Source organism: Blautia sp. HCP3S3_B11 (assembly GCF_052064435.1).
Taxonomy (GTDB): Bacteria; Bacillota; Clostridia; order Lachnospirales; family Lachnospiraceae; genus Blautia_A.
In genome coordinates this window covers 52,032-78,023 of sequence record NZ_JBQHVP010000003.1, presented here as the reverse complement: position 1 = coordinate 78,023, position 25,992 = coordinate 52,032, and the positions used below count along the sequence as shown (strand labels likewise).

Below are 25,992 nucleotides of genomic sequence, written 5' to 3'. Positions count from 1 at the left end.
TTTAAACACTATATTTTTAAAGGAAAAGGTTTATTTTCAGCAAATTTTATTTTGCTTCTTTTTTCTCTTTGGCTTTCCTGGATTCAGGAATATTTCCCTCTCCATAGTAAGCTTTCAGATAGATTTCCTTCAGCTCAGACATTAATGGATATCTCGGGTTGGCACCGGTACACTGGTCGTTAAATGCCTGTTCGGTCATTTCGTCCAGAGTTTCAAGGAAGTACTTCTCGTCTACGCCGTATTCCCTGATCGTATGTTTGATCTCAATAGTATCCATCAGTTCCTGCAGTTTCTGGAGAAGTTTCTCAAATACTTCGCTGTCGTTCTTGCCTGTCAGACCTACAGAACGGCCAATCTCAGCGTAACGTGCAAGTGTGTGCGGATACTGATACTGTGGGAAGGTACCCATCTTAGCCGGAACTTCGGCTGCATTATAGCGCAGAACATGAAGCAGAACCAGAGCGTTTGCAATACCATGTGGAAGGTGATGGAAAGCTCCCAGCTTATGAGCAAGAGAGTGGTTTACGCCAAGGAAAGCATTTGCGAAAGCCATACCAGCCATGCAGGAAGCATTTGCCATATGCTGTCTTGCTTCTACATCAGAACCATCTTTGTATGCACGTGGCAGATAGTTAAATACCAGTTTAATCGCATTTAAAGCAAGACCATCTGTATAATCAGACGCCATCATGGAAGCATAGGCTTCAAGTGCATGAGTCATAACGTCGATACCGGAAGCACAGGTCAGTCCCTTAGGTGCGCTCATCATATTATCTGTATCAACAATAGCCATGTCAGGCATTAATTCATAATCTGCCAGAGGCCATTTGATACCTGTAGTCTTGTCAGTAATGATAGCAAACGGTGTTACCTCGGAACCTGTACCGGAAGATGTTGGAACGGCTACAAAGTAAGCTTTCTTACCCATATGCGGGAATGTGAAGATTCTCTTACGGATATCCATAAAGTCCATAGCCATATCATCAAAGTTGGCGTCCGGATTTTCATAGAGAACCCACATGATCTTGCCGGCATCCATTGCGGAACCACCGCCCATTGCGATAATGCAGTCAGGCTCGAACATTCTCATTGCTGCAGCACCGGCTTTTGCAGAAGCGAGAGATGGGTCTGGCTCTACATCATAGAAGCAGGTATGTACGATTCCCATCTGATCTAATTTATCTTCAATTTTCTTAGTATATCCATTCTTATAAAGGAAAGAGTCTGTTACGATAAAACAGCGTTTTTTGTGCATAACAGTGCCAAGCTCATCCAGAGCAACCGGCAGGCAGCCTTTTTTGAAATAAACTTTTTCCGGTGTTCTAATCCAGAGCATATTTTCTCTCCTTTCAGCAACGGTCTTGATGTTGATAAGATGTTTTACACCTACGTTCTCAGATACGGAGTTGCCACCCCAGGAACCACAGCCCAGAGTCAGGGACGGAACAAGTTTGAAGTTGTAAAGGTCGCCAATGCCGCCCTGAGAAGATGGAGTATTGATGAGGATACGGCAGGTCTTCATGGCTGCTGCATGTTTTTCCATCTTTTCCTTCTCTCTTGTGTCAATGTAGAGAGCGGAGGTATGTCCATAACCGCCGTCAGCTACAAGCTGTTCAGCTTTGGCAATCGCTTCGTCAAAAGTTTTGGCCTTGTACATGGCAAGTACAGGGGAAAGCTTCTCATGTGCGAATTCTTCGCTGATGTCTACAGATTCAACTTCACCAATCAGAATCTTTGTTTCAGGAGGAACTGCAACACCGGCCATCTCAGCGATAGTGGCAGCCTTCTGGCCTACGATCTTTGCATTCAATGCGCCATTGATAAGGATAGTTTTTCTTACTTTCTCTAATTCATCCGGTTTCAGGAAGTAACATCCTCTGTAAAGGAATTCTTCTTTTACTTTCTTATAAATGCTCTCAAGAACAGTTACAGACTGTTCGGAAGCACAGATCATACCATTGTCAAAGGTCTTGGAATGGATGATGGAGTTAACTGCCAGACGGATATCTGCACTGTCATCAATGATAACAGGAGTATTTCCGGGACCTACACCTAAAGCAGGTTTTCCAGAAGAATAGGCAGCCTTAACCATTCCGGGACCACCTGTGGCAAGGATGATGTCTGCTTCACGCATAACCTGATTTGTCAGATCAAGACTTGGAACATCAATCCATCCGATGATTCCCTCCGGTGCACCGGCTTCTACAGCTGCCTCCAGAACAACCTTTGCTGCCTCAATGGTACATTTCTTTGCGCGGGGATGCGGACTGATGATGATTGCATTACGTGTTTTCAGTGCGATCAGAGTTTTGAAGATTGCAGTAGATGTTGGGTTGGTTGTAGGAATAACAGCAGCAATCAGACCAATCGGCTCAGCTATTTTCTTAATACCGTAAGCAGTGTCTTCTTCAATCACACCGCAGGTTTTCGTATTCTTATATGCGTTGTATACATATTCGGCTGCGTAATGGTTTTTGATAACCTTATCTTCTACAATACCCATTCCTGTTTCTTCAACAGCATCTTTAGCAAGCGGGATACGTGCTTTGTCAGCAGCAGTAGCGGCAGCTTTAAAAATCTTATCTACCTGCTGCTGGGTAAATGTTGCGAAAATCTTCTGTGCCTCTTTCATGGCTGCAATCTTTGCAGTAAGGGCTTCAGGGGTGTCGATGATGGTTGGGATAGTGTTCTCTTTTTTTGCCATTTGGGAATCCTCCTGTTTGTGTTTTCGTTAAAAGTATTTACCGTGACCTGTTATGTTTTTATTATATAAATAAACTGATTATTCGGTTAACAGTAACATTAATATGAGCATAACGAAATATTGTGGTGCAAATTGCGCATAATCACGTAAATAATGTGAATAAAATATCAATTATCAGAATATATTAGAAAAATTTAACAATATATGTTCTGTTGGCAACTGAGAGAAGGTTAAAAAAATAACGTTAATAAATTAACAACCTCGATGATGCTATTATATGACTTTGTTAATCATTTGTCAATTACATAGCATATGAAAAAGTTAACAAATACTAACTAGGAATTTCGTGAAAATATAACAATATAATTTGTAGAAGGATTTATGTTTTTCCATATGTTTGCAGGAGATTAAGAGTTACTGTGAACGGAGTGAACAGTAATGATTAAGAAAAATTAAGCCCCGCAAAATCTGCGGGGCTTAATTTTTCTTAAGTTTCTATTTGTTTCAGGCTTTTCTGAAAGCGGCTCTCTTACGTTCTCTGGAATCCAGAAGTCTCTTACGGATACGGAGAGACTCCGGTGTAACCTCAAGGAGTTCATCCTGGTCGATGAAATCGATGGCCTGTTCCAGACTGAGAACTCTTGGTGGAGTTAATTTCAGTGCATCATCAGCGGAAGAAGAACGTGTGTTAGTCAGATGTTTTGTCTTGCATACGTTCAGCTCGATATCTTCGGCTTTACCATTCTGTCCGATAACCATACCGCTGTAAACCTTTGCACCAGGTCCGATAAACAGAGTACCACGCTCCTGGGCTGCGAACAGACCATAAGTAACAGCTTCACCAGCCTCGAAAGCGATCAGAGATCCCTGTTTTCTGTACTGGAAATCTCCCTTGTAAGGAGCATATCCGTCAAACATAGTATTGATGATGCCGGTACCCTTGGTGGAAGTAAGGAACTCACCGCGGAATCCGATCAGTCCACGGGAAGGAATGTGGAATTCCAGACGGACAGTACCGTCACTGGCAGTACTCATACCCTGCAGCTCACCTTTACGTTCGCTCAGCTTCTGGATTACAGTACCGGAAAATTCTTCCGGAACATCTACATAAGCAATTTCCATAGGCTCAAGCTTCTTGCCACGCTCGTCTGTTTTATACAGAACTTCCGGTTTACTTACTGCGAATTCATAACCTTCACGTCTCATGTTTTCAATCAGAACAGACAGATGAAGTTCTCCACGTCCGGAAACTTTAAATGCCTCAGTTGTATCAGTGTCTTCTACACGAAGGCTGACATCTGTGTTGAGCTCACGGTAGAGACGGTCACGAAGATGACGGGAGGTAATGTATTTACCTTCCTGACCGGCCAGCGGACTGTCATTTACGATGAAGTTCATGGCAATAGTAGGCTCGGAAATCTTCTGGAAAGGAATAGCTTCCGGATTATCTCCTGCGCAGAGAGTATCACCGATATGGATATCTGCGATACCGGAAATAGCAACGATAGCACCGATAGTGGCCTCTTTTACTTCAACTTTGTTCAGACCGTCAAACTCGTAGAGCTTGCTGATCTTAACTTTCTTACGTTTGTCCAGATCATGATGGTTTAACAGAGTCAGTTCCTGGTTAACAGCGATTGTACCGTTTTCAACTTTACCAACACCGATACGTCCAACGTATTCATTGTAATCAATCGTGCTGATCAGAACCTGAGTATCTGCCTCCGGATCTCCTTCCGGAGCCGGGATATATTTCAGGATTGCTTCAAATAACGGAGCCATATCCTTAGGAGTGTCGTTTAAGTCGATCACAGCATGTCCTGCTTTGGCAGAAGCATACAGGAACGGACAGTCAAGCTGTTCATCAGAAGCACCAAGATCCATAAGAAGTTCCAGAACCTCATCTACAACTTCATCCGGACGGGCTTCCGGACGGTCGATCTTGTTGATACATACGATTACATGAAGGTCAAGTTCCAGTGCTTTCTTAAGAACGAATTTTGTCTGAGGCATAGCACCTTCGAAAGCATCAACGAGAAGAATAACACCGTCTACCATCTTAAGTACACGTTCTACCTCGCCGCCGAAATCAGCATGTCCTGGTGTGTCAATGATGTTGATTTTTGTATTTTTGTAATGAACAGCTGTGTTCTTGGATAAAATAGTGATACCACGTTCACGCTCGATATCATTAGAGTCCATGACACGTTCCTGAACTTCCTGATTCTCACGGAATACACCGCTCTGTTTCAGAAGCTGGTCAACCAGAGTAGTTTTACCATGGTCAACGTGTGCGATAATGGCTACGTTACGGACATCTTCACGTTTTGTTCTCATAAAATGATTTCCTTTCCTATTTGAATGAATTAGTGATTTATTCTTCCTTTTATATGTGCTTTTTTCTTTAATAAGTTACCCGAAGTTTCAGTTTACCACATTTTCGCCAGATTACAAGGTGTTGAAATAAAATTTTTTATTTTTATAAATTCCGGTTCTAAATCTGAAAGCCTGTACATAACTATATAAAGAACAATACAAGGTACACTAGAGCATCGGGAAATGTTTACTGTCTATTGCGTATCAGTAACAAGAAAATTTCACAGGGAGTGCTCTACGAGGAAGGAGAACCACATTATGGCAGATAAAATTATTGAAAACAATCAGGTATCTATGATGGGAAAAATTGCAGCAGGATTTACGTTCAGTCATCAGGTCTTCGGGGAAGGCTTCTATATGACAGAACTGCTGGTTAAGAGACTAAGTGATTCGGAAGACAGAATTCCGGTCATGGTTTCTGAACGTCTGGTGGACGTAACACAGGACTACATAGGAGAATATGTAGAGATTCATGGACAGTTCCGCTCTTATAACCGGCACGAAGAAAAACATAACCGACTGGTGCTATCTGTGTTTACCAGAGAACTGAAATTTGTGGAAGAAGAGGATGACACGGTTCCTGTAAACCAGATTTTTCTGGATGGATTTATCTGTAAGCCGCCGGTATACAGAAAGACTCCGCTTGGAAGAGAAATCGCAGATGTACTTCTGGCAGTAAACCGTCCTTATGGAAAATCAGACTACATACCATGCATCTGCTGGGGAAGAAATGCCCGCTATGCATCAGCCTTTGAAGTAGGCGGTCATGTCCTGATCTGGGGTCGCATTCAGAGCAGGGAATATATGAAGCGGATCGGGGAAAATGAAACAGAGAAGAGAGTTGCGTATGAAGTCTCTGTAAGTAAGCTGGAATATATGGAGTAGGCCTTTTACACGTTATTAAGAAGTTATGGTTCACAAGCTATTATTCCGCGAAGCGCGTTACTGGGCACGGAGTGGACAGTAACTGGACAGTTACTGTTCACACGTCACTATCCCGCGAGGTGTTTTGGCATGAGAATGCCAAAATCCCGAGACATACCGCGCGAATTTATGCGAATAGCATAAATTAAGTTTGCGAAGCAAACGATACTCCTTGGGCTTTGCACAAGGAGGTTCATATTTTTTACATCGCGAAGCGTGTTACTGGGCACGGAGTGAACAGTAACACTGGACAGTAACGTGAAAAGGAATGCCCGCATTAATTACTTGCAATTCTTCATAAACTGCGGTAATATAAGCATATTCAGATAAAATAGGTTACAGTGTAACCATGTTTATTTATGTCTATAATGACACAAAAAAGAAGGATAACTGTTCTGTATCTTTGCAGATAGCCGAATAGTTAAAAGCTACAATTTCAATAACGATAAGAGGAATTGTTTGTTATGGAAAAAGAATTTACAGAGGTTTACTGCGGTGGAGGAAAGGGAAAGACAACTCTGGCCATTGGTCAGTGTCTGAGAGCTTCTGCCCAGGGTAAAAGCGTCATTATTATTCAGTTTCTGAAGGGAAGAGAGCGCAGAGAACTGGACTTTTTGGAGGAACTGGATGATCTGGATATCAAGATATTCCGTTTCGAAAAGCATGATGAGTGTTATGAGGAATTGAATGAGGAGGAGAAAGTAGAAGAGAAGACAAATATTCTCAATGCTTTAAACTTTGCACGAAAAGTTATTGCAACTCAGGAGTGCGATTTTCTGCTTCTGGATGAGATTCTCGGACTTCTTGATTATGGAATCACCACCGAAGAGGCAATCGGTGATATTCTCAAGATGAAAGATGAGAGTATGCATATCCTGATTACCGGACGGACGTTACCGGATAGCCTGCGTAAATATGCAGACAGCATAACTACACTGACAACAGAAATCTGTTAGGCTGTCTGGAATGACAGTCTGTATAGAATCTACAGAAGAATAAAGGAGGAGAGCAAATGGCAATTTTTAAAGGTGCAGGTGTTGCGATCGTAACCCCTATGTATGAGGATGGTAAGGTTAACTATGATAAACTGGAGGAACTCCTGGAGTATCAGATCGCAAACAGTACAGATGCGATCATCATTTGCGGAACAACAGGAGAATCATCTACAATGACACACGGAGAGCATCTTAAGACAATTAAGTTTGCAATCGACAAAGTAAATAAACGTGTCCCGGTTATCGCAGGTACAGGTTCCAACTGTACAGATACCGCGATCATGATGTCAAAAGAAGCTGCTTCCTACGGTGCAGATGCACTTCTGGTAGTAACTCCTTATTATAACAAAGCAACTCAGAAAGGTCTGATCGCTCATTATACAGCAATCGCAGAGGCTGTTCCGGAAACGCCGATCATTATGTATAATGTTCCAAGCCGTACAGGATGTAATATTCAGCCTGCAACAGCAGTAGCACTGGCTAAGAATGTTAAGAATATCGTTGGCATTAAGGCAGCAAGCGGAGATCTTTCCCAGATCGCAACTATGATGGCTATGGCAGACGGATGCATTGAATTGTATTCCGGAAATGATGACCAGGTACTTCCGATTCTTTCATTAGGCGGACTTGGTGTAATTTCCGTACTTTCCAATGTTGCTCCTAAGGAAACACATGATATGGTCATGAAATTCCTCGAGGGAGATACAAAGGGTGCAGCGGAGATTCAGTTAAAAGCAATTCCGTTAATTCACGCACTGTTCAGTGAAGTAAACCCAATTCCGGTTAAAACAGCTCTGAACCTGATGGGACGTGAAGTAGGACCTCTTCGTATGCCATTATCCGAGATGGAAGAAGCAAACAAAGAGAAACTTGCTGCAGAACTGAAGAACTTTGGAATCAAACTTGCGTAAATTTGAGAGGAAATACAAATGGTAAAGATTATTATGCATGGCTGCAACGGTCATATGGGTCAGGTAATCTCAGGGCTTGTTGAGAAAGATCCGGATGCTGAGATCGTAGCAGGTATCGACGTAGCAGATCAGGGAAAGAACAGCTACCCTGTATATACAAATATGGAAGAATGTCAGGTAGAGGCAGATGCCCTGATTGATTTTTCTTCTGCAAAAGCAACAGATGCGCTTCTTGCTTACTGTGAGAAACGTCACCTTCCGGTTGTATTATGTACAACAGGTTTAAGTGAAGAACAGCTTGCAAAGGTTGAAGAGACTGCCAGGAATGTCGCAGTTCTGAAATCTGCAAATATGTCTCTCGGAATCAATACTCTGATGAAACTGCTTCAGGACGCTGCAAAGGTTCTGGCAACAGCAGGATTTGATATCGAGGTTGTTGAGAAACATCATCGTCTGAAACTGGATGCTCCGAGTGGAACAGCACTTGCACTGGCAGACAGCATCAATGAGGCTATGGATAACCAGTATCATTATACTTATGACCGCAGTCAGAGACGCCAGATGCGCGACGACAAGGAAATCGGTATCTCAGCAGTTCGTGGAGGAACAATCGTCGGAGAACACGAAGTAATCTTCGCAGGTCCGGACGAAGTGATCGAATTTAAACATACGGCATATTCTAAAGCTGTATTTGGAAAAGGTGCGATTGAAGCTGCCAAATTCCTTGCAGGAAAACCAGCAGGAAAATATGATATGAGCGATGTTATCAGCGCGAAATAATGATAAGAGCATAAAATAATAAAAAAGGAAGTGCATCCGGTACAAAACACGGGCACTTCCTTTTTTACTGAAATCAAGTAAGCTTTCTGTTTCGATTGCGAATATCTGCCTGGCTTAATGATAATATGCATAAGTTAAAAGTCTCTGTGAATCCTGCCAGCGTTCTGAGGAAGAGCTTCCACCCAGAACAACAGAAATATAGGTATTTCCCTTAGCTGAATGAGACAGGCCGACAAAGCAGTAACCGGCTTTGCGTGTATATCCTGTTTTCATACCTGCAACTCCTGGAGCATTGCCGAGCAGAGAATTGGTAGTGCTGACATAATAACTTCTTCCGGTATTGAGATTGGAGAAAGAGTAATAGCTTGTACTTACCAGCTTTCTAAACATCGGTTTTTTGATTGCATACTGGGCAATTTTGGCCAGGTCAGAGGCTGTTGTGTAATGATTATAACCGGCATCAAGACCATTTGGAGTAGCAAAGTGAGTGTTTGTACACCCGATTTTAGCGGCTTTTTTGTTCATTAAGTTGACAAATTTCGCGCTGGAACCACTGATATGCTCTGCGATAGCAACTGCGGTATCATTATGAGAAGGAAGCATCAGAGAATAAAGCAGATCCTTCAGATAAAATACTTCGCCTGCATTCGCATAAAGCTTGGTTGGTTCAATTGACGCTGCATAGGAAGAAAATTTTACCTTCTCATTCAGTTTGCAGTTTTCAAGCGCGAGAATACAAGTCATGATCTTCGTGGTGCTGGCATTTGCGTGTGCCACATTTTCATTTTTGGCATATATGATTTTACCAGTGTCTGCGTTCATAAGGAGTGCACAGTCAGAAGAAATATTATAGTTTAAGCCGGTATGTGTGAGTGCACCATTCTGATTAAAATAATAATTCGTGCCTTTGATCTTATGTTTACCGGTGACGGCTTTTCCATCCTTGTCAAAGTAGTATCTGTTTCCGGACTTGTCTGTAACCCATCCGGTGACCATGGAGCCATCTTTGCCGACGTAGTAATAATTTCCTTTATATCTGACAAGTGAATTTTTAATCAGATATCCCTGGTTTCTGGTGCCGAAGAAATAATTCTTGCCGTCGATCGTATGCCAGCTGCACCAGCGGTGACCATATTTGTTGAAATAATATGTTTTTTTGTTGATTTTCAGAAATACATTTTTGGCGATCGTCTGATCATCATAGCGATAAGTCCAATAATTACCGTCTTTTACAAATTTTCCGGCTGCTGCAACATCAGGTTTCTGAAGCGTAGACGCATAAATCGTAGAAGCGCTGCAGGTGAACAGCAGGAAGAGGGCAGCAAAGAGTATAAATACAGAGCTGCGCAGAGAATACTTTCTTTTTCTTTTCATAATAACCTCCTGTAAATGTAAGTTGCTGTTTGTTTGGTGACAAATAAAGCAGATATGTGCTGACGAAGCCCTTTAAGTTCTTTAGATAAAGAATCCTGTTTACAGAAATTTTCATCAGGCTGACATATCATTTGCATTATAATACAAAATGTAAAATTTTTCCAGAATAGTATTGGTTTTTATGCACATATTAAAAATACGATGACAGCAGAGAACAAACAAAAGGTTTACTCTCGCATCATACAACATAAAAAATCATAATACAAAAAGCGGAGGGATTTCCGTCGCATGAACAGGCGGACTGCTTTCCGGGAACAGGAGACGAATATGAGAAAAAAAGTAAAGAAGATTCTTGTGAGTGTGGCACTTATTGTGACATTATGTATGTTTACTGCGTGTGGAAATACCAACAATGCGGCAGATGAGGTAGATACAAATGAGGAAAATATGACGGATGAAAATGCGACAGATGATACGGTTGATGAGGCAGATAATAGTGTGGAAAATAACACAACAGACGGCAATGTAGCTGGAGATAATACAGTCGGAAACGATACAGACGGCAATAATACGACTGGAAATAATACAACAAATAATACAGATGATGGAACTGTGACGGATGATGGACTGGCTGGAAATGGAGCAGCAGAGGATGGAATGGCAGGTGATGCGGTAAATGGCGATAATAATACTGCAACAGATGATAAAGATGGAACTGTTTCTGGGGCACTTGGGAATGGAGTCAGAGACCTGGGTGAAGGAGTTGGTGATGCAGTTGAAGATGTAGGCGATGCTGTTGGAAATGCAGCGGAGGGAAGATAGAAAGAGGAACTCAATTAAAACAGGGAATTTATCTGAACTCGTTGAATAACTGCGCGTCATATTCTCGTTGTTACTGTTCACTCCGTTCTCAGTAACGTAGCCCAAATTCATTCCAGATTGCCTGCGGCAATGGAATTTTGGCTTGCATGTCTCGGGATTTTGGCATATTCATGCCAAAACACCTCGCGGGATAGTGATGTGTGAACAGTAACTTCTCGTTACTTCAGTGATGAGTTAGACGCGCAATTTTTTGCTAACATAAGGAGACTGGTGTAATATGTCAATATCGTATGCAGCAGTCTCAATTATGATTGACAGGATTTCTAAAAAAATCGAGACAACAGAAATGGTTTATGGTATTATCGTAGTAAAGTAATAAAATATTATTGTTAACTTCGTTCTCAGTAACAATAAAATAACAATGGAGGAAACAGGTCTATGAAATTTCGACCATGTATTGACATACATAATGGAAAAGTGAAACAGATTGTGGGAGGGAGTCTCACAGATGTACAGGATCAGGCGAGTGAGAATTTTGTATCTGAACAGGATGCATCTTTTTATGCAGATTTATACAAAAAGGCAGGAATAAAGGGTGGTCATGTGATCTTATTAAACAGTCATGACTCTCCTTATTATGAAGCAACGAAAGAGCAGGCACTTCTTGCCCTTCGTACATATCCGAAAGGTTTGCAGATCGGAGGGGGCGTAAATCCGGATAATGCCGGGGAATACCTGAATGCCGGGGCAAGTCATGTGATTGTTACTTCCTACGTCTTTAAAGATGGAAAAATTTCCTGGAAAAATTTAAACAGAATGAAAGATGCTGTGGGAAAAGAGAATCTGGTTCTGGATCTTAGCTGTCGCAAAAAAGATGGAAAATATTATATTGTGACAGACCGATGGCAGAAATTTACGGAAGTCATCGTAACATTAGAAATTATGGAAGAACTGGGAAGCTACTGCGATGAGTTTCTGGTTCATGCGGTAGACGTGGAAGGTAAGGCACGCGGAGTAGAGACTGAACTGGCAGCTCTGCTTGGGGAATACAGAGGAAATCCGGTTACCTATGCCGGAGGTGTCGGCTCTGTGAATGACATTGAGAATCTTCGTAAATACGGAAAAGACAGACTTGATGTTACAGTAGGCAGCGCACTGGATCTCTTTGGAGGAAGCATTCCATTTACAGAATTGATTAAACTTTAACTTATAGCAATTCCATAAAATATTGACATTAATTCGACTCATCAGAGCGTGAAGTCCTTCGATAATTATTATATTTGTAATGAAAATAAATAGGAAATTACGCGGGTTTTATCATAATAAGGTGGGAACTTTGAGGATATTCTTAAAGTAAACAGAAAAAATATGAAATTTTAATAAAATAGTGTTAAAATTCAAAATTATGTGTTATAATAGACCCATCAAACAGCAAAGGGGATGGAAGCATGAAATTTATCATCAGCGGAAAAAATATTACAGTTACAGAAGGTCTTAAGACAGCGGTCCAGGACAAACTCAGTAAACTGGAAAGGTATTTCACTCCTGACACCGAAGTTGTAGTAACTTTAAGTGTTGAAAAAGAAAGACAGAAAATTGAAGTGACAATCCCTGTAAAAGGAAACATCATCCGTTCTGAACAGGTAAGCAATGACATGTATGTATCAATTGATCTGGTAGAGGAAGTCATTGAACGTCAGCTTCGCAAGTACAAAAATAAAATCGTAGACAAACAGCAGGCAGCAGCCAACTTCCAGAAAGCATATCTGGACAAGGACTACGAAGAAGATGAAGAGGTTAAGATCATCCGTACCAAGAAATTTGGAATCAAACCAATGTATCCGGAAGATGCATGCGTACAGATGGAACTTCTCGGACATAATTTCTTTGTATTCTACAATGCAGAAACAGAGCAGGTAAATGTAGTTTACAAACGTAAAGGAAATACTTACGGTCTGATCGAACCGGAATTCTAGTCTTATCAGAACATAAAAAGGCCATAAAAAGTTTTCATAAGAAAAGCTTCCGTGCAGAACCCAAACTTCTGTGCGGAAGCTTTTTTAACCAAATCAACTGCGAAGCAGTTATTCGGTGTAGAGCCACGTAGCAAAGGCAGAAGTTTTTATCTGGTTAAATAAGAAAAAGAAGAGGTAGAGGAATGAAAACTGCATTGACAATTGCAGGCAGTGATTCCAGCGGTGGAGCTGGGATTCAGGCGGATATTAAGACAATGATCGCAAATGGTGTATACGCAATGAGTGCGATTACAGCATTGACGGCACAGAATACAACAGGTGTAACTGCAATCATGGAAGTGACACCGAAATTTCTGGGAGAGGAACTGGATAATATTTTTACAGATATTTATCCGGATGCAGTAAAGATAGGAATGGTATCCTCAAGCACCCTGATTGGGAAGATTGCAGACAAACTGGAGGAATATAAAGCGGGAAATATCGTGGTCGATCCTGTTATGGTGGCAACGAGCGGAGCGAAACTGATCAGCGATGAGGCAATCGAAATATTGAAACAGCGTCTGCTTCCGATTTCAAGTGTACTGACTCCGAATATTCCGGAAGCGGAAGTTCTGGCAGAGATGGAGATTCATACGGCAGATGATATGATCGCAGCAGCAAAGAAAATCAGTGATACATATCACTGCGCGGTTTTGTGTAAAGGCGGACACAAGCTAAATGATGCCAATGATCTGCTTTACCGGGATGGCAGCTATCGCTGGTTTGAGGGAAAACGTATTAACAATCCGAATACCCATGGAACCGGTTGCACGCTTTCCAGTGCTATTGCCTCAAATCTTGCCAAAGGCTTTGATCTGGATACATCGGTAGAGCGCGCCAAAGATTATATTTCCGGAGCACTGGCAGCGATGCTTGACCTTGGAAAAGGCAGCGGACCGATGGATCATGGGTTTGCAATTACAGGAGAATATAAGAAAGAATCTGAGAGAGGATAACTTTCAGTAAACAGGATGCGAAGATTGAGCCAGGTTTAAAAGCATAGGAAATCTAATGCTTTAAGCCTGGTTTTTCACTTTTGACGTAGTACTCAAAATATGATAGAATATACAGAAAATCCTGTAAAGAAAGAAGGAGCAAAAACGCAATGAGAAAAGCCGGAGTATTAATGCCAGTTTCCGCACTTCCATCACGTGTTGGTGCCGGGGAACTCGGGGAAGCAGCATTTCATTTTATAGAATTACTAAAAAAGAATCATGTTAAAATATGGCAGATTCTTCCACTTAACCCAGTTGGTTACGGAAATTCCCCATATCAGCCATATTCCTCTTGCGCTGGTGATGAAATATATATCAGTCTGGACAAACTTGCAGAAGATGGGCTGCTGAAGACAGCACCTGAAGCTTTTTTACAGAATGCGAAGAGAGTAGATTACGAAGCTGTCCGTCAGTACAGAGAGCCATTCCTGAGAGAAGCTTTTGAAGTTTTTACAAAGAAAAAGGGACAGGAAGAGCCTGCATATAAAGAATTTGTAGCACAGGAATGGGTGTATGAATATGGCGTATTCCGTGCATTGAAGAAAGCAAATAACGGAAATTGCTGGAATGACTGGGCGGAAGAGGACAGAAACTGGCCGGAGAACAGACATGCATTATCAGCAGAAGTCGAGGCAGAGGCCCAGTATCAGATGTTCCTTCAGTATATTTTCTACACTCAGTGGATGGACGTAAAGAAAACGGCAAACGAAGCCGGTATTGAGATCATGGGCGATGTTCCGTTCTATGTAGGTCAGGATTCTGTAGATGTGTGGGGAGGTAAGGATAACTTCCTTCTGGACACAGACGGACGTCCGATCTTTATTGCGGGAGTACCACCGGACTATTTCAGCGCGACAGGTCAGAGATGGGGAAATCCGATTTACGACTGGGAACATATGAAAGAACAGAATTATCAGTTCTGGGTAGACAGAATCGGTTACAGCAATAAACTGTTTGATATCATCAGAATCGATCATTTCCGTGCATTTGATACATACTGGAAGATTCCTGCAACCTGTCCGACTGCGATTGACGGCGAATGGATTGAAGCACCTGGATATGAAGTGATTGACACACTTCAGAAAGAGCTTCCGGGGCTGAATCTGGTGGCAGAGGATCTGGGACTGCTCCGTCCGGAAGTTCTGGTATTAAAGGATCATTACCATCTGAAAGGAATGAAAATCCTCATCTTTTCTATCGAAACAGGTGGAAAATATGCCAGGGATACCTTCCATGATGTGGAAAACTTGATTTTCTATACAGGAACTCACGATAATGACACAATTATGCAGTGGTATGAAAATATGAGCACTGCATCCAGAAGAAAAATTCGCCGTATGTTAAAGAAAGCAGGGGCATCACAGGGCTCTGTCAAAGACCGATTCCTTCAGTATACCATGCAGAATCAGGCGGAATATGCGATTATCCCGCTGGCAGATATCCTTGGACTGGGAAAAGAAGGCCATATTAATACACCGGGAACAATCGGTTCTCCGAACTGGGAGTGGCACTTACCGGATTTTGTACAGGCTGAAAAAGAATTACGAAAGTTAGGACACCTGATTGTAGATACTAAACGTATTTAACCGAATCAGGTAAGTTCCCTGCGGAGGTTGCGAAGATCAATAAGAAGTGGGTGGGGACTTGCTGCTTTTGGTATTTTATGTTCAAACACTTCGCGGGATAGTGACATGTGAATAAGAACAGATTTAGTAACAATTTTCTTATTTTGTTTATGAAAAATTCATTGTTTTCCATACTGGAAAGTGTTAGAATAGTTTAGTATTGTGTATACAGAAAAATCGTTTGTAATGTTCGCATGCTGCTATTATGTTTGCAGTGAACGGAGTAAACAATAATAACCGGTATCGTACAGATGCCGGTGTATAGCAGCAATGCTTTGTAAAAATAGAGAGATAAACAGGAGTAAGACCTAATATGAATATGTTTTCAAAAGTATTCGGGACTCGCAGCCAGCGAGAGGTTAAGCGTATCATGCCTCTGGTTGAGAAAATCGAGAGCCTGCGCCCGGACATGCAGAAGTTAAGTGATGAGGAACTGAAAGGAAAGACAAGAGAGTTCAAGAAACGTCTGGAAGAGGGAGAGACATTAGATGATCTGCTTCCAGAGGCATTTGCGGTTGTACGTGAAGCCGGTAAACGTGTTCTTGGAATGGAGCATTTCCGAGTGCAGTTAATCGGTGGTATCATTCTTCATCAGGGACGTATCGCAGAGATGAGAACAGGTGAAGGTAAAACACTTGTTGCCACACTTCCGGCATACTTAAATGCCCTGGAAGGTAAAGGTGTGCATATCGTAACAGTCAATGACTATCTGGCTAAACGAGATGCAGAAGAGATGGGACAGATCCATGAATTCCTTGGCCTGACTGTCGGCGTTGTTTTAAATGATATGAAGCAGGATGAACGTCGTGCTGCATACAACTGCGACATTACCTATGTTACCAATAACGAACTTGGTTTCGATTATCTGCGTGACAACATGGTTATTTATAAAGAACAGCTGGTACAGAGAGATCTGCACTACTGTATCATCGATGAGGTCGACTCCATTTTGATCGATGAGGCGCGTACACCTCTTATCATTTCCGGTCAGAGTGGAAAGTCTACGAAATTATATGAAGCCTGCGATATCCTTGCCCAGCAGTTAGAGCGTGGTGAAGCCAGCCACGAGATGACAAAGATGGCAGCTATCATGGGCGAGGAAGTTATCGAGACAGGTGACTTCGTTGTAAATGAGAAAGATAAGATCGTAAACCTTACTGAGCAGGGTGTTCATAAGGTTGAGAAATTCTTCCATATTGAGAACCTGGCTGATCCGGAGAATCTGGAGATCCAGCATAACATTATCCTTGCTCTTCGTGCACACAACCTGATGCATAAGGATCAGGATTACGTTGTTAAAGATGATGAGATTCTTATCGTTGATGAATTTACCGGACGTATCATGCCGGGACGCCGTTATTCTGACGGTCTTCATCAGGCGATTGAAGCAAAAGAGCATGTTAAGATCAAACGTGAGAGCAAGACTCTGGCAACGATCACATTCCAGAACTTCTTTAACAAATATGACAAGAAGGGTGGTATGACCGGTACAGCTATCACAGAGGAGAAAGAGTTCCGTGATATCTATGCAATGGACGTTGTAGAAATCCCGACGAACAGACCGGTAATCCGTGTTGACCATGAAGATGCTGTTTATATGACAAAGAAAGAGAAATTCAACGCAGTTGTCAATGCTGTAGTTGAGGCTCATGCAAAACAGCAGCCGGTACTGGTTGGTACAATTACAATCGAAACTTCCGAACTTATCAGCCGTATGCTGAAGAGACAGGGAATCAAACATAATGTATTGAACGCGAAGTTCCATGAACTGGAAGCTGAGATCGTAGCACAGGCAGGTCAGGCAGGAGCAGTTACGATTGCTACTAACATGGCGGGCCGTGGTACTGATATTAAGCTGGATGATGTGTCAAGAGAGGCTGGCGGTCTGATGATCATCGGTACAGAACGTCATGAGTCCAGACGTATCGATAATCAGCTGCGTGGACGTTCCGGTCGTCAGGGTGACCCGGGTGAGTCCCGTTTCTACATTTCCCTGGAAGATGATCTGATGCGTCTGTTCGGTTCTGAGAGACTGATGAAGATCTTTACATCTCTGGGTGTTGCTGAGAATGAACAGATCGAACATAAGATGCTTTCCAATGCAATCGAGAAAGCACAGGAGAAGATTGAGTTTAACAACTTTGGTATTCGTAAGAATCTTCTTGATTATGACCAGGTAAATAATGAGCAGCGTGAGATCATCTACAAAGAGCGTCGTCAGGTTCTTGATGGTGAGAACATGCGTGAGGCAATCTACAAGATGATTCAGGATACAGTTGATACTTATGTAGATATGTGTTTCTCTGATGATGTAGATTCCGAAGAGTGGGATCTGAATGAATTTAACGGCGTACTTCTCCCGGTTATTCCGGTTCAGCCGCTTACTCTTGAGACTGTAAAAGGTAAGAAACGTGATGAGATTAAGCACGAATTGAAAGAAGAGGCAGTGAAGCTTTATGAAGCAAAAGAAGCAGAGTTCCCGGAACCGGAACAGCTTCGTGAATTAGAGCGTGTTGTACTTCTGAAATGCATCGACAGCAAGTGGATGGATCACATTGATGATATGGAAATTCTTCGTCAGGGTATCGGACTTGCTGCTTACGGACAGAGAGATCCGGTTGTTGAATACAAGATGAGCGCATTCGAGATGTTCAACAACATGATCACATCTATTCAGGAAGATACACTTCGTATGCTGTATCATGTACATGTAGAGCAGAAAATCGAGCGTGAACAGGTTGCCAAAGTTACCGGAACAAACAAAGATGACAGCGCCGGTCCGAAGAAACCAGTTCAGAGAAAAGAGATCAAAGTATATCCGAATGATCCGTGTCCATGCGGAAGCGGTAAGAAATACAAACAGTGCTGCGGACGTAAGAACAAAGCCTGAGCCTGGTTGGAAAGAGAATAGTGAAAGCAGGAAAGATATATTACCGGACATATAAAAAATGGTAATGGACTGCTTATGAGATAAAAGGGCTTAATTATACAAGGCCCTTTTATCGTACACGAAAATACGTTAATGCGTTGAATTGATACATTGATTTGCTAACGAATTAGTGTATCAGAACGGCTCATAATAGTGTACCATTATAAAACCTAAAGGGGGAAAAACAGTATGAAGAGAGAGTCTTTTGGCTCACGCCTTGGTTTCATTCTGGTATCGGCGGGATGTGCCATTGGCATTGGAAATGTGTGGAAATTCCCATACATCTGCGGAGCATATGGAGGAGCAGCTTTTATTCTGATCTACTTATGTTTCCTGGTAATCCTGGGCATTCCAGTCCTGGTATCTGAGTTTGCGGTAGGACGTGGAAGTCACACGAGTGTTGCGAAATGTTTTGACAAACTGGCACCGGAGGGAAGCTGCTGGAAGCCGCTGAAATCCATCGGTATCATTGGATGTTACATGTTGATGATGTTTTACACTACAGTAGGCGGATGGATGCTTTATTATTGTGTAAAGAGTTTACGGGGAGATTTTGCAGGAGCGTCTCCTGAGGCAGTGACACAGTCATTTTCCGATATGCTTGGAAATGCGCCGACGATGATGCTTTGGATGGTCATTACCTGTCTTATTGGATTCGCAGTCTGCTTCATGGGACTGCAGAACGGAATTGAGAAAATCTCCAAAGTAATGATGAGCGCCTTGCTGATCATTATGGTTATCCTTGCTGTTCACTCCGTAATGATGGAAGGCGCAGGGGAAGGAATTCGTTTTTATCTGGTTCCTGATTTTCAGAAGATTAAGGATGCAGGAATCGGTAATGTAGTATTTGCTGCACTGAGCCAGTCATTCTTTACGTTATCCATTGGTATTGGTGCGATGTTGATTTTCGGAAGTTATCTGGATAAATCCAGAAGTCTGACAGGTGAAGCGGTAAGCATCACAATACTGGATACATTTGTAGCGCTGACAGCAGGATTTATCATTATTCCGGCATGTTTCTCTTACGGAATCCAGCCGGATGCAGGTCCGAGCCTTATTTTTATCACTCTGCCGAATATTTTTGCAAAGATGAGCGGCGGTGCGTTATGGGGAAGTCTGTTCTTCCTGTTTCTGACATTTGCGGCAATTTCAACTATCATTGCCGTATTTGAGAACCTGATCGTATTTAATATGGAATTATTTGGATGGGATCGTAAGAAGAGTGTCATTGTATGTGCGGTTCTGGTAGTAATCCTGAGTATTCCATGTGTACTTGGATTTAATGTACTTTCCGGATTCCAGCCTTTTGGTGAGGGAAGTAACATCATGGATCTGGAGGATTTTATCGTTTCCAATAACCTTCTTCCGCTTGGAAGTCTTGGATACCTTCTGTTCTGCACAAGAAAGAATGGATGGGGATGGGATAACTTTATCGCAGAGGCAAATGCCGGCACCGGAATGAAGTTTCCGAAATCTCTGAAAGGTTTTGTATCCTATGGAATTCCGGCGATTATTATCGTAATCTATCTGAAAGGATACTATGATAAATTCGCAGGCCTTGGAACAGGAGTACTGGTTGGCTGGATGATCGTGGCACTGGTGCTGCTGGGATTTGTGTTTTACTGCGCGATGGCGAAGAAGAAAGCGAAATAAGCAGATAGTAGTGGAATCAAATAAACAAAAGAGAATATGCCAAAATCCCGAGACATATAAGTCAAAATCCCATCGCCAAAGGCGATTTTTAATGGATTTTGACTCGTAACTGTGAAGGTACTGAACAGTTACGAATGTTTTACGTTATAATTATAAGAGAATGAAATGATTATGAGTTATGAAATGTTACTTGGTGTAGCCCCAAACTGTTTTCGATATGCACGGGAAAAAGTGCTATATTCAGAGAAACCGCTTTCTAATGCTGCTTTTGTTACCGGCATTCCTTCTGAAATCAGGGTTCGAGCTATGAGAAGCCGCTTATTTACGATATAGTTATGGAGTGTGAATCCAGTTTCTTCTTTAAATTTCCGCATCAGATGATATTTACTGATATAATACCTGGAGGCGAGATTGTCTACCGACAGATCTTCTTTCAGATTGTGGTTGATGTATTGCAGAATATCCGCAATCTGTGAATCGAAAAAGTATGATTTTCTGTCGAAAATATATTGCTTTTCCAGAAAAATACGGTTTACATAGATCATAAATTGCAGAAATAATGACTGAGCCAGAAGGTCTTTGGCAAATGCGTCGGATTTTGTGGCAGATTCTAATTCCAGAAGAATTTCTTTCAGTTTTTCCAGAAGGGAAGGATGCAGACGAATCAGATTATAGCTGCGGTCGTTTGCTTCCTGAAAACATTTCAGAAGTTCCTGCCAGGGAATATCATTCTGAATCCAGAGAATGAAGCGCTCGTAGGGAACGGAAGCATCGATTTCCGGACGGTGGATCGCATGGCGGTCTACGAGCAGGATGTCCCATGGTTTGAGGTTGTAGGCTTTTCCTTCGATATGATAAGTAGCTTTTCCGGAGATAAAAATGACTACTTTATGAAAATCGTGATAGTGATAAGCAAATTCTTTTTTGGTCTGGTCTTTAATATGAAAAAGTCGGAACTGCTCATTAAGGTAGCCTGTTTTTTCTGATTGATAGAACTGTTCTGATAAGGTCATAGTTACCTCCAATCCTATAGAACTGTGTTTGCTATTGTTTACGGGCAGTATTTATCATATCATTTAATGCAGGCAGGTGCAATCAATGAACGGAATTTCTGAGAAAATATGCTACAAAGATATTGACATTATTGAAAGATGATAGTATCATACAATTACAAAGTAATCGTAAAAACTTTGTAACTATTTCAAAATGGGGTAAAGAAATAGAAAACAGAATAGAGAGGAGTGATAACATCTGTAAGGCTGTTATATCAGAGGACTGATATAATGGTCTTTTTTTATGTTTCTATGCAGACTGATAAAAAGTATAAAGAACTAAAAAAGATAATAAAAGTATAAAGAAAAAATGAAATGAGAGAGCATTTTTTGCAATACAAGTCGCATTTTAATCCATATACATGGTAAAAATAATCGAATATAATAAGCCTATAGTAAGTAAAAGAAGAATATGACAGATTAGTAGAAAGTGATTTTGAAAGAAGATATTTGTGAGTGATAGATAAGGAGAGGGATGCGGCTATGGCAAATACAATTATTATGAGTAAATACCAGGGACTTGGAAATGATTATCTTATTCTGGATCCAAAGAAGAACAGGGTGCAGCTCCAGGGAAAGAAAGTTGCCCTTCTCTGCCAGAGAGGATTCGGATTGGGAGCAGACGGCGTGCTCTATGGACCGGTAGAGATTGAGGGAAAACTTGGTGTGCGTATTTACAATGCAGACGGAAGTGAGTCAGCAATCAGTGGAAATGGTGTGCGTATCTTTGCAAAGTATCTGATGGATCAGGGATATGTTACAGAGAAGAAATTTGACATTGAAACCTTGTCCGGTACAATTCAGGTAGAATGTCTGAACAGCCGTGCAACGGAATTTAAAGTAAATATGGGAAAACCATCGTTTATTTCCAGCGACATTCCGGTATCCGGTGAAGTCCGCGAAGTAATTAAGGAAGGGTTTGTGTTCCATGGAGAAGAATATAAAGCCACCTGCCTGACAGTAGGAAATCCACATTGTATTATTTTTACAGATAATGTAAGTGCAGAAGCTGTCAGAAATCTGGGACCTTATGTGGAAAACGCGGATGAATTTCCGGAGAGAATGAACCTGCAGATCTGCCGCCAGATTGACAAAGGAAATCTGGATATCGAAATATGGGAAAGAGGTTCCGGTTATACAAAGGCATCCGGAACAGGAAGCTGTGCGGCAGCGGCTGCGGCATATAAATTGGGACTTGTGGAATCCCGCATTAATGTAAACCAGCCTGGCGGAATGATTCAGATTGATATTGAAGAGGACGGAACAATCTACATGACAGGTACGGTCGGATATATTGCGGATATGAGTGTGGCGGAGAGCTTTTTCTCATAAAAATCAAAAAGTTTTATAGAGTTGCCTATAGCCCGCAGTAAAGATTTGGTTACTGTTCGCATCTACTATCCCGCGAGGCGTTTTGGCATGAATATGCCAAAATCCCGAGACATACGGCGCGAATTTATGCGATTAGCATAAATTCTGTGCATCGCGAAGCGTGTTACTGAGAGCGGAGTGAACAGTAACAAGATTTGTGCTGCGGGTAATTCTTTATTTGTATTTTGATGGAAGATATGCTATTATTTTAAACGAGTCAAACAGCGTAATGGAAACTGTTTGCAGGGTTATTGACAAGTGGCGAAACGAATTACAAGTGTTCGTCTGTTATACTTGTCTAAACAGAAAATCCAGTCGGATATCGTAAAAATCTGACAAAGAATATTTATATTTAAAAATAAGAAAGTGGGTGAAGCTGTGGTTGAATTAGACCAGTTCAAGAGCATTCTTGCGACTTATACAGAACCATTAGTGGAAGTGAGGGATTCACTTTGACCTCGCTAACAAAGAGCAGAAGGTTGAAGAATTAGAGCGCGAAATGGAAGCGCCTGATTTCTGGGATGACGCAGAAGTTTCCCAGAAGAAGATGAAAGAATTAAAAGACATGAAAGATGACATGGAGACCTATCAGAATCTGATCACTCAGATGGAAGATATGGAAACCATGATCGAGATGGGATATGAAGAGAACGATCCTGCACTGATTCCTGAAATTCAGGAGATGCTGGATGAGTTCCAGAGAGATTTCGACAATATCCGTATCAAGACACTTCTTTCCGGAGAATATGACAGTGAGAACGCCATTATCAAGCTGAATGCAGGTGCAGGCGGAACAGAGGCATGTGACTGGTGCGGCATGCTTTATCGTATGTACAGCCGCTGGGTAGATAAGAAAGGTTTCAGTCTGGAAGTGCTGGATTATCTGGATGGTGATGAAGCAGGCATTAAATCTGTTACATTCCAGGTAAACGGAACAAATGCTTATGGTTATCTGAAGTCAGAGAAAGGAGTTCACCGTCTTGTGCGTATCTCTCCTTTTAATGCGGCAGGTAAACGCCAGACTTCTTTCGTATCCTGCGATGTTATGCCGGATATCAAGAAGGATCTGGATGTAGAGATCAATGATGACGATATCCGTATCGATACTTACCGAAGTAGTGGTGCCGGTGGTCAGCATATCAATAAGACATCATCTGCCATCCGTATCACACATTTCCCGACCGGAATCGTGGTACAGTGTCAGAATGAACGTTCTCAGCATATGAATAAAGATAAAGCGATGCAGATGCTGAAAGCGAAGCTGTATCTTCTTAAGCAGCAGGAAGCAGAGGAGAAACTTTCCGGTATCCGTGGAGAGGTAACTGATATCGGATGGGGAAATCAGATCCGTTCTTATGTCATGCAGCCATATACTATGGTCAAGGATCATCGTACAAACGAGGAGACCGGAAATGTGGATGCAGTGCTTGACGGCGGAATCGATATCTTTATCAATGCATATCTGAAATGGATTGCGCTGAAGAAATAAAACATTAGAAAAGGCTGTCCCGGATTACGACAGCCTTTTTCGCGTTGTATAAATAGTTGTGCGTTTTGTGGTGATTTGCAGATGTATTATATGATATAGAAATTACAGATGAGATAATTTGTTTATGCAGAAACATATTTCTTGCGTATTTTTGTCCATTGTGATAAGATATCCATTATATGAAAACAAATGTCTTTAAGAAACGGACAGGTAAATTGATATGCAGAAACCAATATCAGAAAAAAAGAAATATTTTGTAGTAAGGGAACGCGCGGTTCCGGAAGTGCTGTTAAAGGTCGTGGAAGCCAAGAAGCTTCTTGATTCCGGCAAGGTGGACACTGTGCAGGATGCGGCAGAGCGCACAGGAATCAGCAGGAGTTCTTTTTACAAATACAAAGATGATATTTTTCCATTTCATGAAGAAACCAGGGGAAAGACAATCACCTTTATCATCCAGATGGATGATGAACCGGGGCTTTTGTCGGTTGTCCTGCAGACGATTGCACGGTTTCATGGAAACATTCTTACCATTCATCAGAGCATTCCGATCAACGGAGTTGCCACACTTACTTTGAGCGTGGATATTCTTCCGGGAGAAGGAGATGCGGAAGCAATGGTTGAGACAATTGAACAGAGTGAAGGAATTCACTATCTGAAAATACTAGGCAGGGAGTAAAAGAAAATGATCAATGTAGCAATTTTAGGATATGGCACAGTTGGAAGCGGTGTATTTGAAGTATTAAACACAAACAAAGAGAGCATTACAAGACGTGCCGGAGAGGAACTTAATGTAAAATATGTCCTGGATCTTCGTGATTTCCCGGGACAGCCGGTAGAAGAGGTTCTGGTTCATGATTATGAGCAGATCGTGAATGATCCGGAAGTGGATATCGTAGTAGAGGTTATGGGCGGTGTAGAGCCGGCTTATACTTTTGTAAAGAAAGCACTTCTGGCAGGAAAGAATGTATGTACCTCCAATAAAGCTCTGGTTGCAAAACATGGCCGCGAGCTGATGGATATCGCGAAAGAAAAGAGCATTAACTTCTTATTCGAGGCAAGCTGCGGCGGCGGAATCCCGATCATCCGTGTGATCAATTCTTCTCTTACAGGAGATGAGATCGATGAAGTGACAGGTATCCTGAATGGAACAACCAACTACATGCTTTATAAGATGAATACAGAAGGCTGCGAGTTTGATACGGTATTAAAAGAAGCACAGCAGAAAGGATATGCAGAAGCAGATCCTACCGCAGACGTAGAAGGATATGATGCATGCCGTAAGATTGCGATTCTTTCTTCTCTTGCCTATGAGAGATATTTTGATTTCGAAGATATTTATACAGAGGGAATCACAAAGATTACACCGGAAGATATGGAATATGCTGCGAAACTTGGCAGAACAATCAAACTTCTGGGAACCAGCCGTAAACTGGAAGATGGAACCTGCTATGCGCTGGTTGCACCATTCCTGATCGGACAGGACAGCCCTCTTTACAGTGTTAATGATGTATTTAATGCGGTATTTGTACATGGAAATATGCTTGGAGACGCTATGTTCTATGGAAGTGGAGCAGGTAAGCTTCCTACAGCAAGTGCGGTAGTTGGTGATATCGTAGATGCTGCGAAACATCTCCATACAAATATTACTACAAACTGGAACAGCACTCCGGCAGTCCTGAAACCACTGGATGAAGTGACAGGAAGATTTTTCGTAAGAATTAAAAAAGATGCGGCAGAAGAAGCGAAGAAGGTATTTGGTGAAGTCGAGATCATCAGCCTCAGGCAGCTTCCGGAAGAATGTGCCTTTATCACTGCTGAAATGTCACAGGGTGAATTTAAAGAGAAAATGGCTCAGATTGAAAGCCAGGTACTTGCAAAAATCCGCGTAAAAGATTGATTAATCCACAGATTTCGTGTATCATGTTTGTGACCGGATAAGGGAACGCTGATACAGAATTCAGGTGAATATTTTGTATA

The 25,992-nt window shown here is 41.9% G+C and carries 19 protein-coding genes; 15 read left to right on the top strand and 4 right to left on the bottom strand.

Translation table 11 applies throughout. From position 1 onward, the window contains the following. Positions 1-46 precede the first annotated feature (46 nt). Positions 47-2,704 (bottom strand): bifunctional acetaldehyde-CoA/alcohol dehydrogenase, encoded by a 2,658-nt coding sequence (adhE, locus tag ACTNC0_RS03085; protein ID WP_441086313.1) that lies wholly within the window; start codon positions 2,702-2,704, stop codon positions 47-49. A gap of 504 nt (positions 2,705-3,208) precedes the next feature. Then, positions 3,209-5,041, bottom strand: coding sequence for a translational GTPase TypA (typA, locus tag ACTNC0_RS03080; RefSeq protein ID WP_055053769.1), 1,833 nt, complete (start codon positions 5,039-5,041; stop codon positions 3,209-3,211). 297 nt (positions 5,042-5,338) lie between these two features. Here typA and ACTNC0_RS03075 point away from each other — a divergent pair, with 297 nt between their 5' ends. The 4 genes from ACTNC0_RS03075 to dapB all read left to right on the top strand — a co-directional run bounded on the left by ACTNC0_RS03075 (position 5,339) and on the right by dapB (position 8,690). Beyond that, on the top strand, positions 5,339-5,965 hold the full coding sequence (locus tag ACTNC0_RS03075) for a single-stranded DNA-binding protein (protein ID WP_117674238.1): 627 nt from the start codon (positions 5,339-5,341) through the stop codon (positions 5,963-5,965). Positions 5,966-6,468: 503 nt separating this feature from the next. Further along, positions 6,469-6,960 (top strand): cob(I)yrinic acid a,c-diamide adenosyltransferase, encoded by a 492-nt coding sequence (locus ACTNC0_RS03070; RefSeq protein WP_441086312.1) that lies wholly within the window; start codon positions 6,469-6,471, stop codon positions 6,958-6,960. Between the two features lie 56 nt (positions 6,961-7,016). Then, on the top strand, positions 7,017-7,910 hold the full coding sequence (dapA, locus tag ACTNC0_RS03065) for a 4-hydroxy-tetrahydrodipicolinate synthase (RefSeq protein WP_441086311.1): 894 nt from the start codon (positions 7,017-7,019) through the stop codon (positions 7,908-7,910). Between the two features lie 18 nt (positions 7,911-7,928). Continuing rightward, positions 7,929-8,690 carry a 4-hydroxy-tetrahydrodipicolinate reductase gene (gene dapB, locus ACTNC0_RS03060; RefSeq protein ID WP_117845062.1) on the top strand — a complete coding sequence of 254 codons (762 nt, stop codon included), beginning with the start codon at positions 7,929-7,931 and terminating at the stop codon, positions 8,688-8,690. A 114-nt stretch (positions 8,691-8,804) separates the two neighbouring features. Here the strand turns inward: dapB and ACTNC0_RS03055 are convergent, their stop codons facing one another. Then, positions 8,805-10,064 carry a D-alanyl-D-alanine carboxypeptidase gene (locus ACTNC0_RS03055; RefSeq protein WP_441086310.1) on the bottom strand — a complete coding sequence of 420 codons (1,260 nt, stop codon included), beginning with the start codon at positions 10,062-10,064 and terminating at the stop codon, positions 8,805-8,807. A gap of 327 nt (positions 10,065-10,391) precedes the next feature. Here ACTNC0_RS03055 and ACTNC0_RS03050 point away from each other — a divergent pair, with 327 nt between their 5' ends. The 7 genes from ACTNC0_RS03050 to ACTNC0_RS03020 all read left to right on the top strand — a co-directional run bounded on the left by ACTNC0_RS03050 (position 10,392) and on the right by ACTNC0_RS03020 (position 20,103). Then, positions 10,392-10,886, top strand: a complete 495-nt coding sequence (locus tag ACTNC0_RS03050) for a hypothetical protein (RefSeq protein WP_441086309.1) — start codon at positions 10,392-10,394, stop codon at positions 10,884-10,886. Positions 10,887-11,324: 438 nt separating this feature from the next. Then, entirely contained in the window at positions 11,325-12,092 is a 768-nt protein-coding gene (gene hisA, locus ACTNC0_RS03045) for a phosphoribosylformimino-5-aminoimidazole carboxamide ribotide isomerase (RefSeq protein ID WP_441086308.1), read from the top strand. Positions 12,093-12,334: 242 nt separating this feature from the next. Next, the gene (gene hpf / locus ACTNC0_RS03040; protein WP_117674244.1) at positions 12,335-12,862 is read left to right on the top strand and encodes a ribosome hibernation-promoting factor, HPF/YfiA family; all 528 of its coding nucleotides are present in this window, start codon (positions 12,335-12,337) and stop codon (positions 12,860-12,862) included. A gap of 182 nt (positions 12,863-13,044) precedes the next feature. Further along, positions 13,045-13,857 carry a bifunctional hydroxymethylpyrimidine kinase/phosphomethylpyrimidine kinase gene (thiD, locus tag ACTNC0_RS03035; RefSeq protein WP_441086307.1) on the top strand — a complete coding sequence of 271 codons (813 nt, stop codon included), beginning with the start codon at positions 13,045-13,047 and terminating at the stop codon, positions 13,855-13,857. 107 nt (positions 13,858-13,964) lie between these two features. Continuing rightward, on the top strand, positions 13,965-15,482 hold the full coding sequence (gene malQ / locus ACTNC0_RS03030; protein ID WP_441086379.1) for a 4-alpha-glucanotransferase: 1,518 nt from the start codon (positions 13,965-13,967) through the stop codon (positions 15,480-15,482). A 352-nt stretch (positions 15,483-15,834) separates the two neighbouring features. Continuing rightward, positions 15,835-18,411, top strand: coding sequence for a preprotein translocase subunit SecA (gene secA, locus ACTNC0_RS03025; RefSeq protein ID WP_441086306.1), 2,577 nt, complete (start codon positions 15,835-15,837; stop codon positions 18,409-18,411). 228 nt (positions 18,412-18,639) lie between these two features. Further along, on the top strand, positions 18,640-20,103 hold the full coding sequence (locus tag ACTNC0_RS03020) for a sodium-dependent transporter (protein WP_441086305.1): 1,464 nt from the start codon (positions 18,640-18,642) through the stop codon (positions 20,101-20,103). A 176-nt stretch (positions 20,104-20,279) separates the two neighbouring features. Here the strand turns inward: ACTNC0_RS03020 and ACTNC0_RS03015 are convergent, their stop codons facing one another. Then, entirely contained in the window at positions 20,280-21,116 is an 837-nt protein-coding gene (locus ACTNC0_RS03015) for a helix-turn-helix domain-containing protein (RefSeq protein ID WP_441086304.1), read from the bottom strand. 522 nt (positions 21,117-21,638) lie between these two features. Here ACTNC0_RS03015 and dapF point away from each other — a divergent pair. The 4 genes from dapF to ACTNC0_RS02995 all read left to right on the top strand — a co-directional run bounded on the left by dapF (position 21,639) and on the right by ACTNC0_RS02995 (position 25,912). Then, positions 21,639-22,487 (top strand): diaminopimelate epimerase, encoded by an 849-nt coding sequence (dapF, locus tag ACTNC0_RS03010; protein ID WP_441086303.1) that lies wholly within the window; start codon positions 21,639-21,641, stop codon positions 22,485-22,487. 417 nt (positions 22,488-22,904) lie between these two features. Continuing rightward, positions 22,905-24,015 (top strand): peptide chain release factor 2 gene (gene prfB, locus ACTNC0_RS03005; RefSeq protein ID WP_441086302.1). Its coding sequence is split into 2 segments (ribosomal slippage): positions 22,905-22,979 and positions 22,981-24,015, totalling 1,110 coding nucleotides; the frame shifts between segments, so codons are not numbered across the junction. Positions 24,016-24,235: 220 nt separating this feature from the next. Then, positions 24,236-24,691 carry an ACT domain-containing protein gene (locus ACTNC0_RS03000; protein WP_441086301.1) on the top strand — a complete coding sequence of 152 codons (456 nt, stop codon included), beginning with the start codon at positions 24,236-24,238 and terminating at the stop codon, positions 24,689-24,691. A gap of 6 nt (positions 24,692-24,697) precedes the next feature. Then, positions 24,698-25,912: a homoserine dehydrogenase gene (locus tag ACTNC0_RS02995; protein WP_441086300.1), complete on the top strand. Its 1,215-nt coding sequence runs from the start codon at positions 24,698-24,700 to the stop codon at positions 25,910-25,912. Positions 25,913-25,992 lie beyond the last annotated feature (80 nt).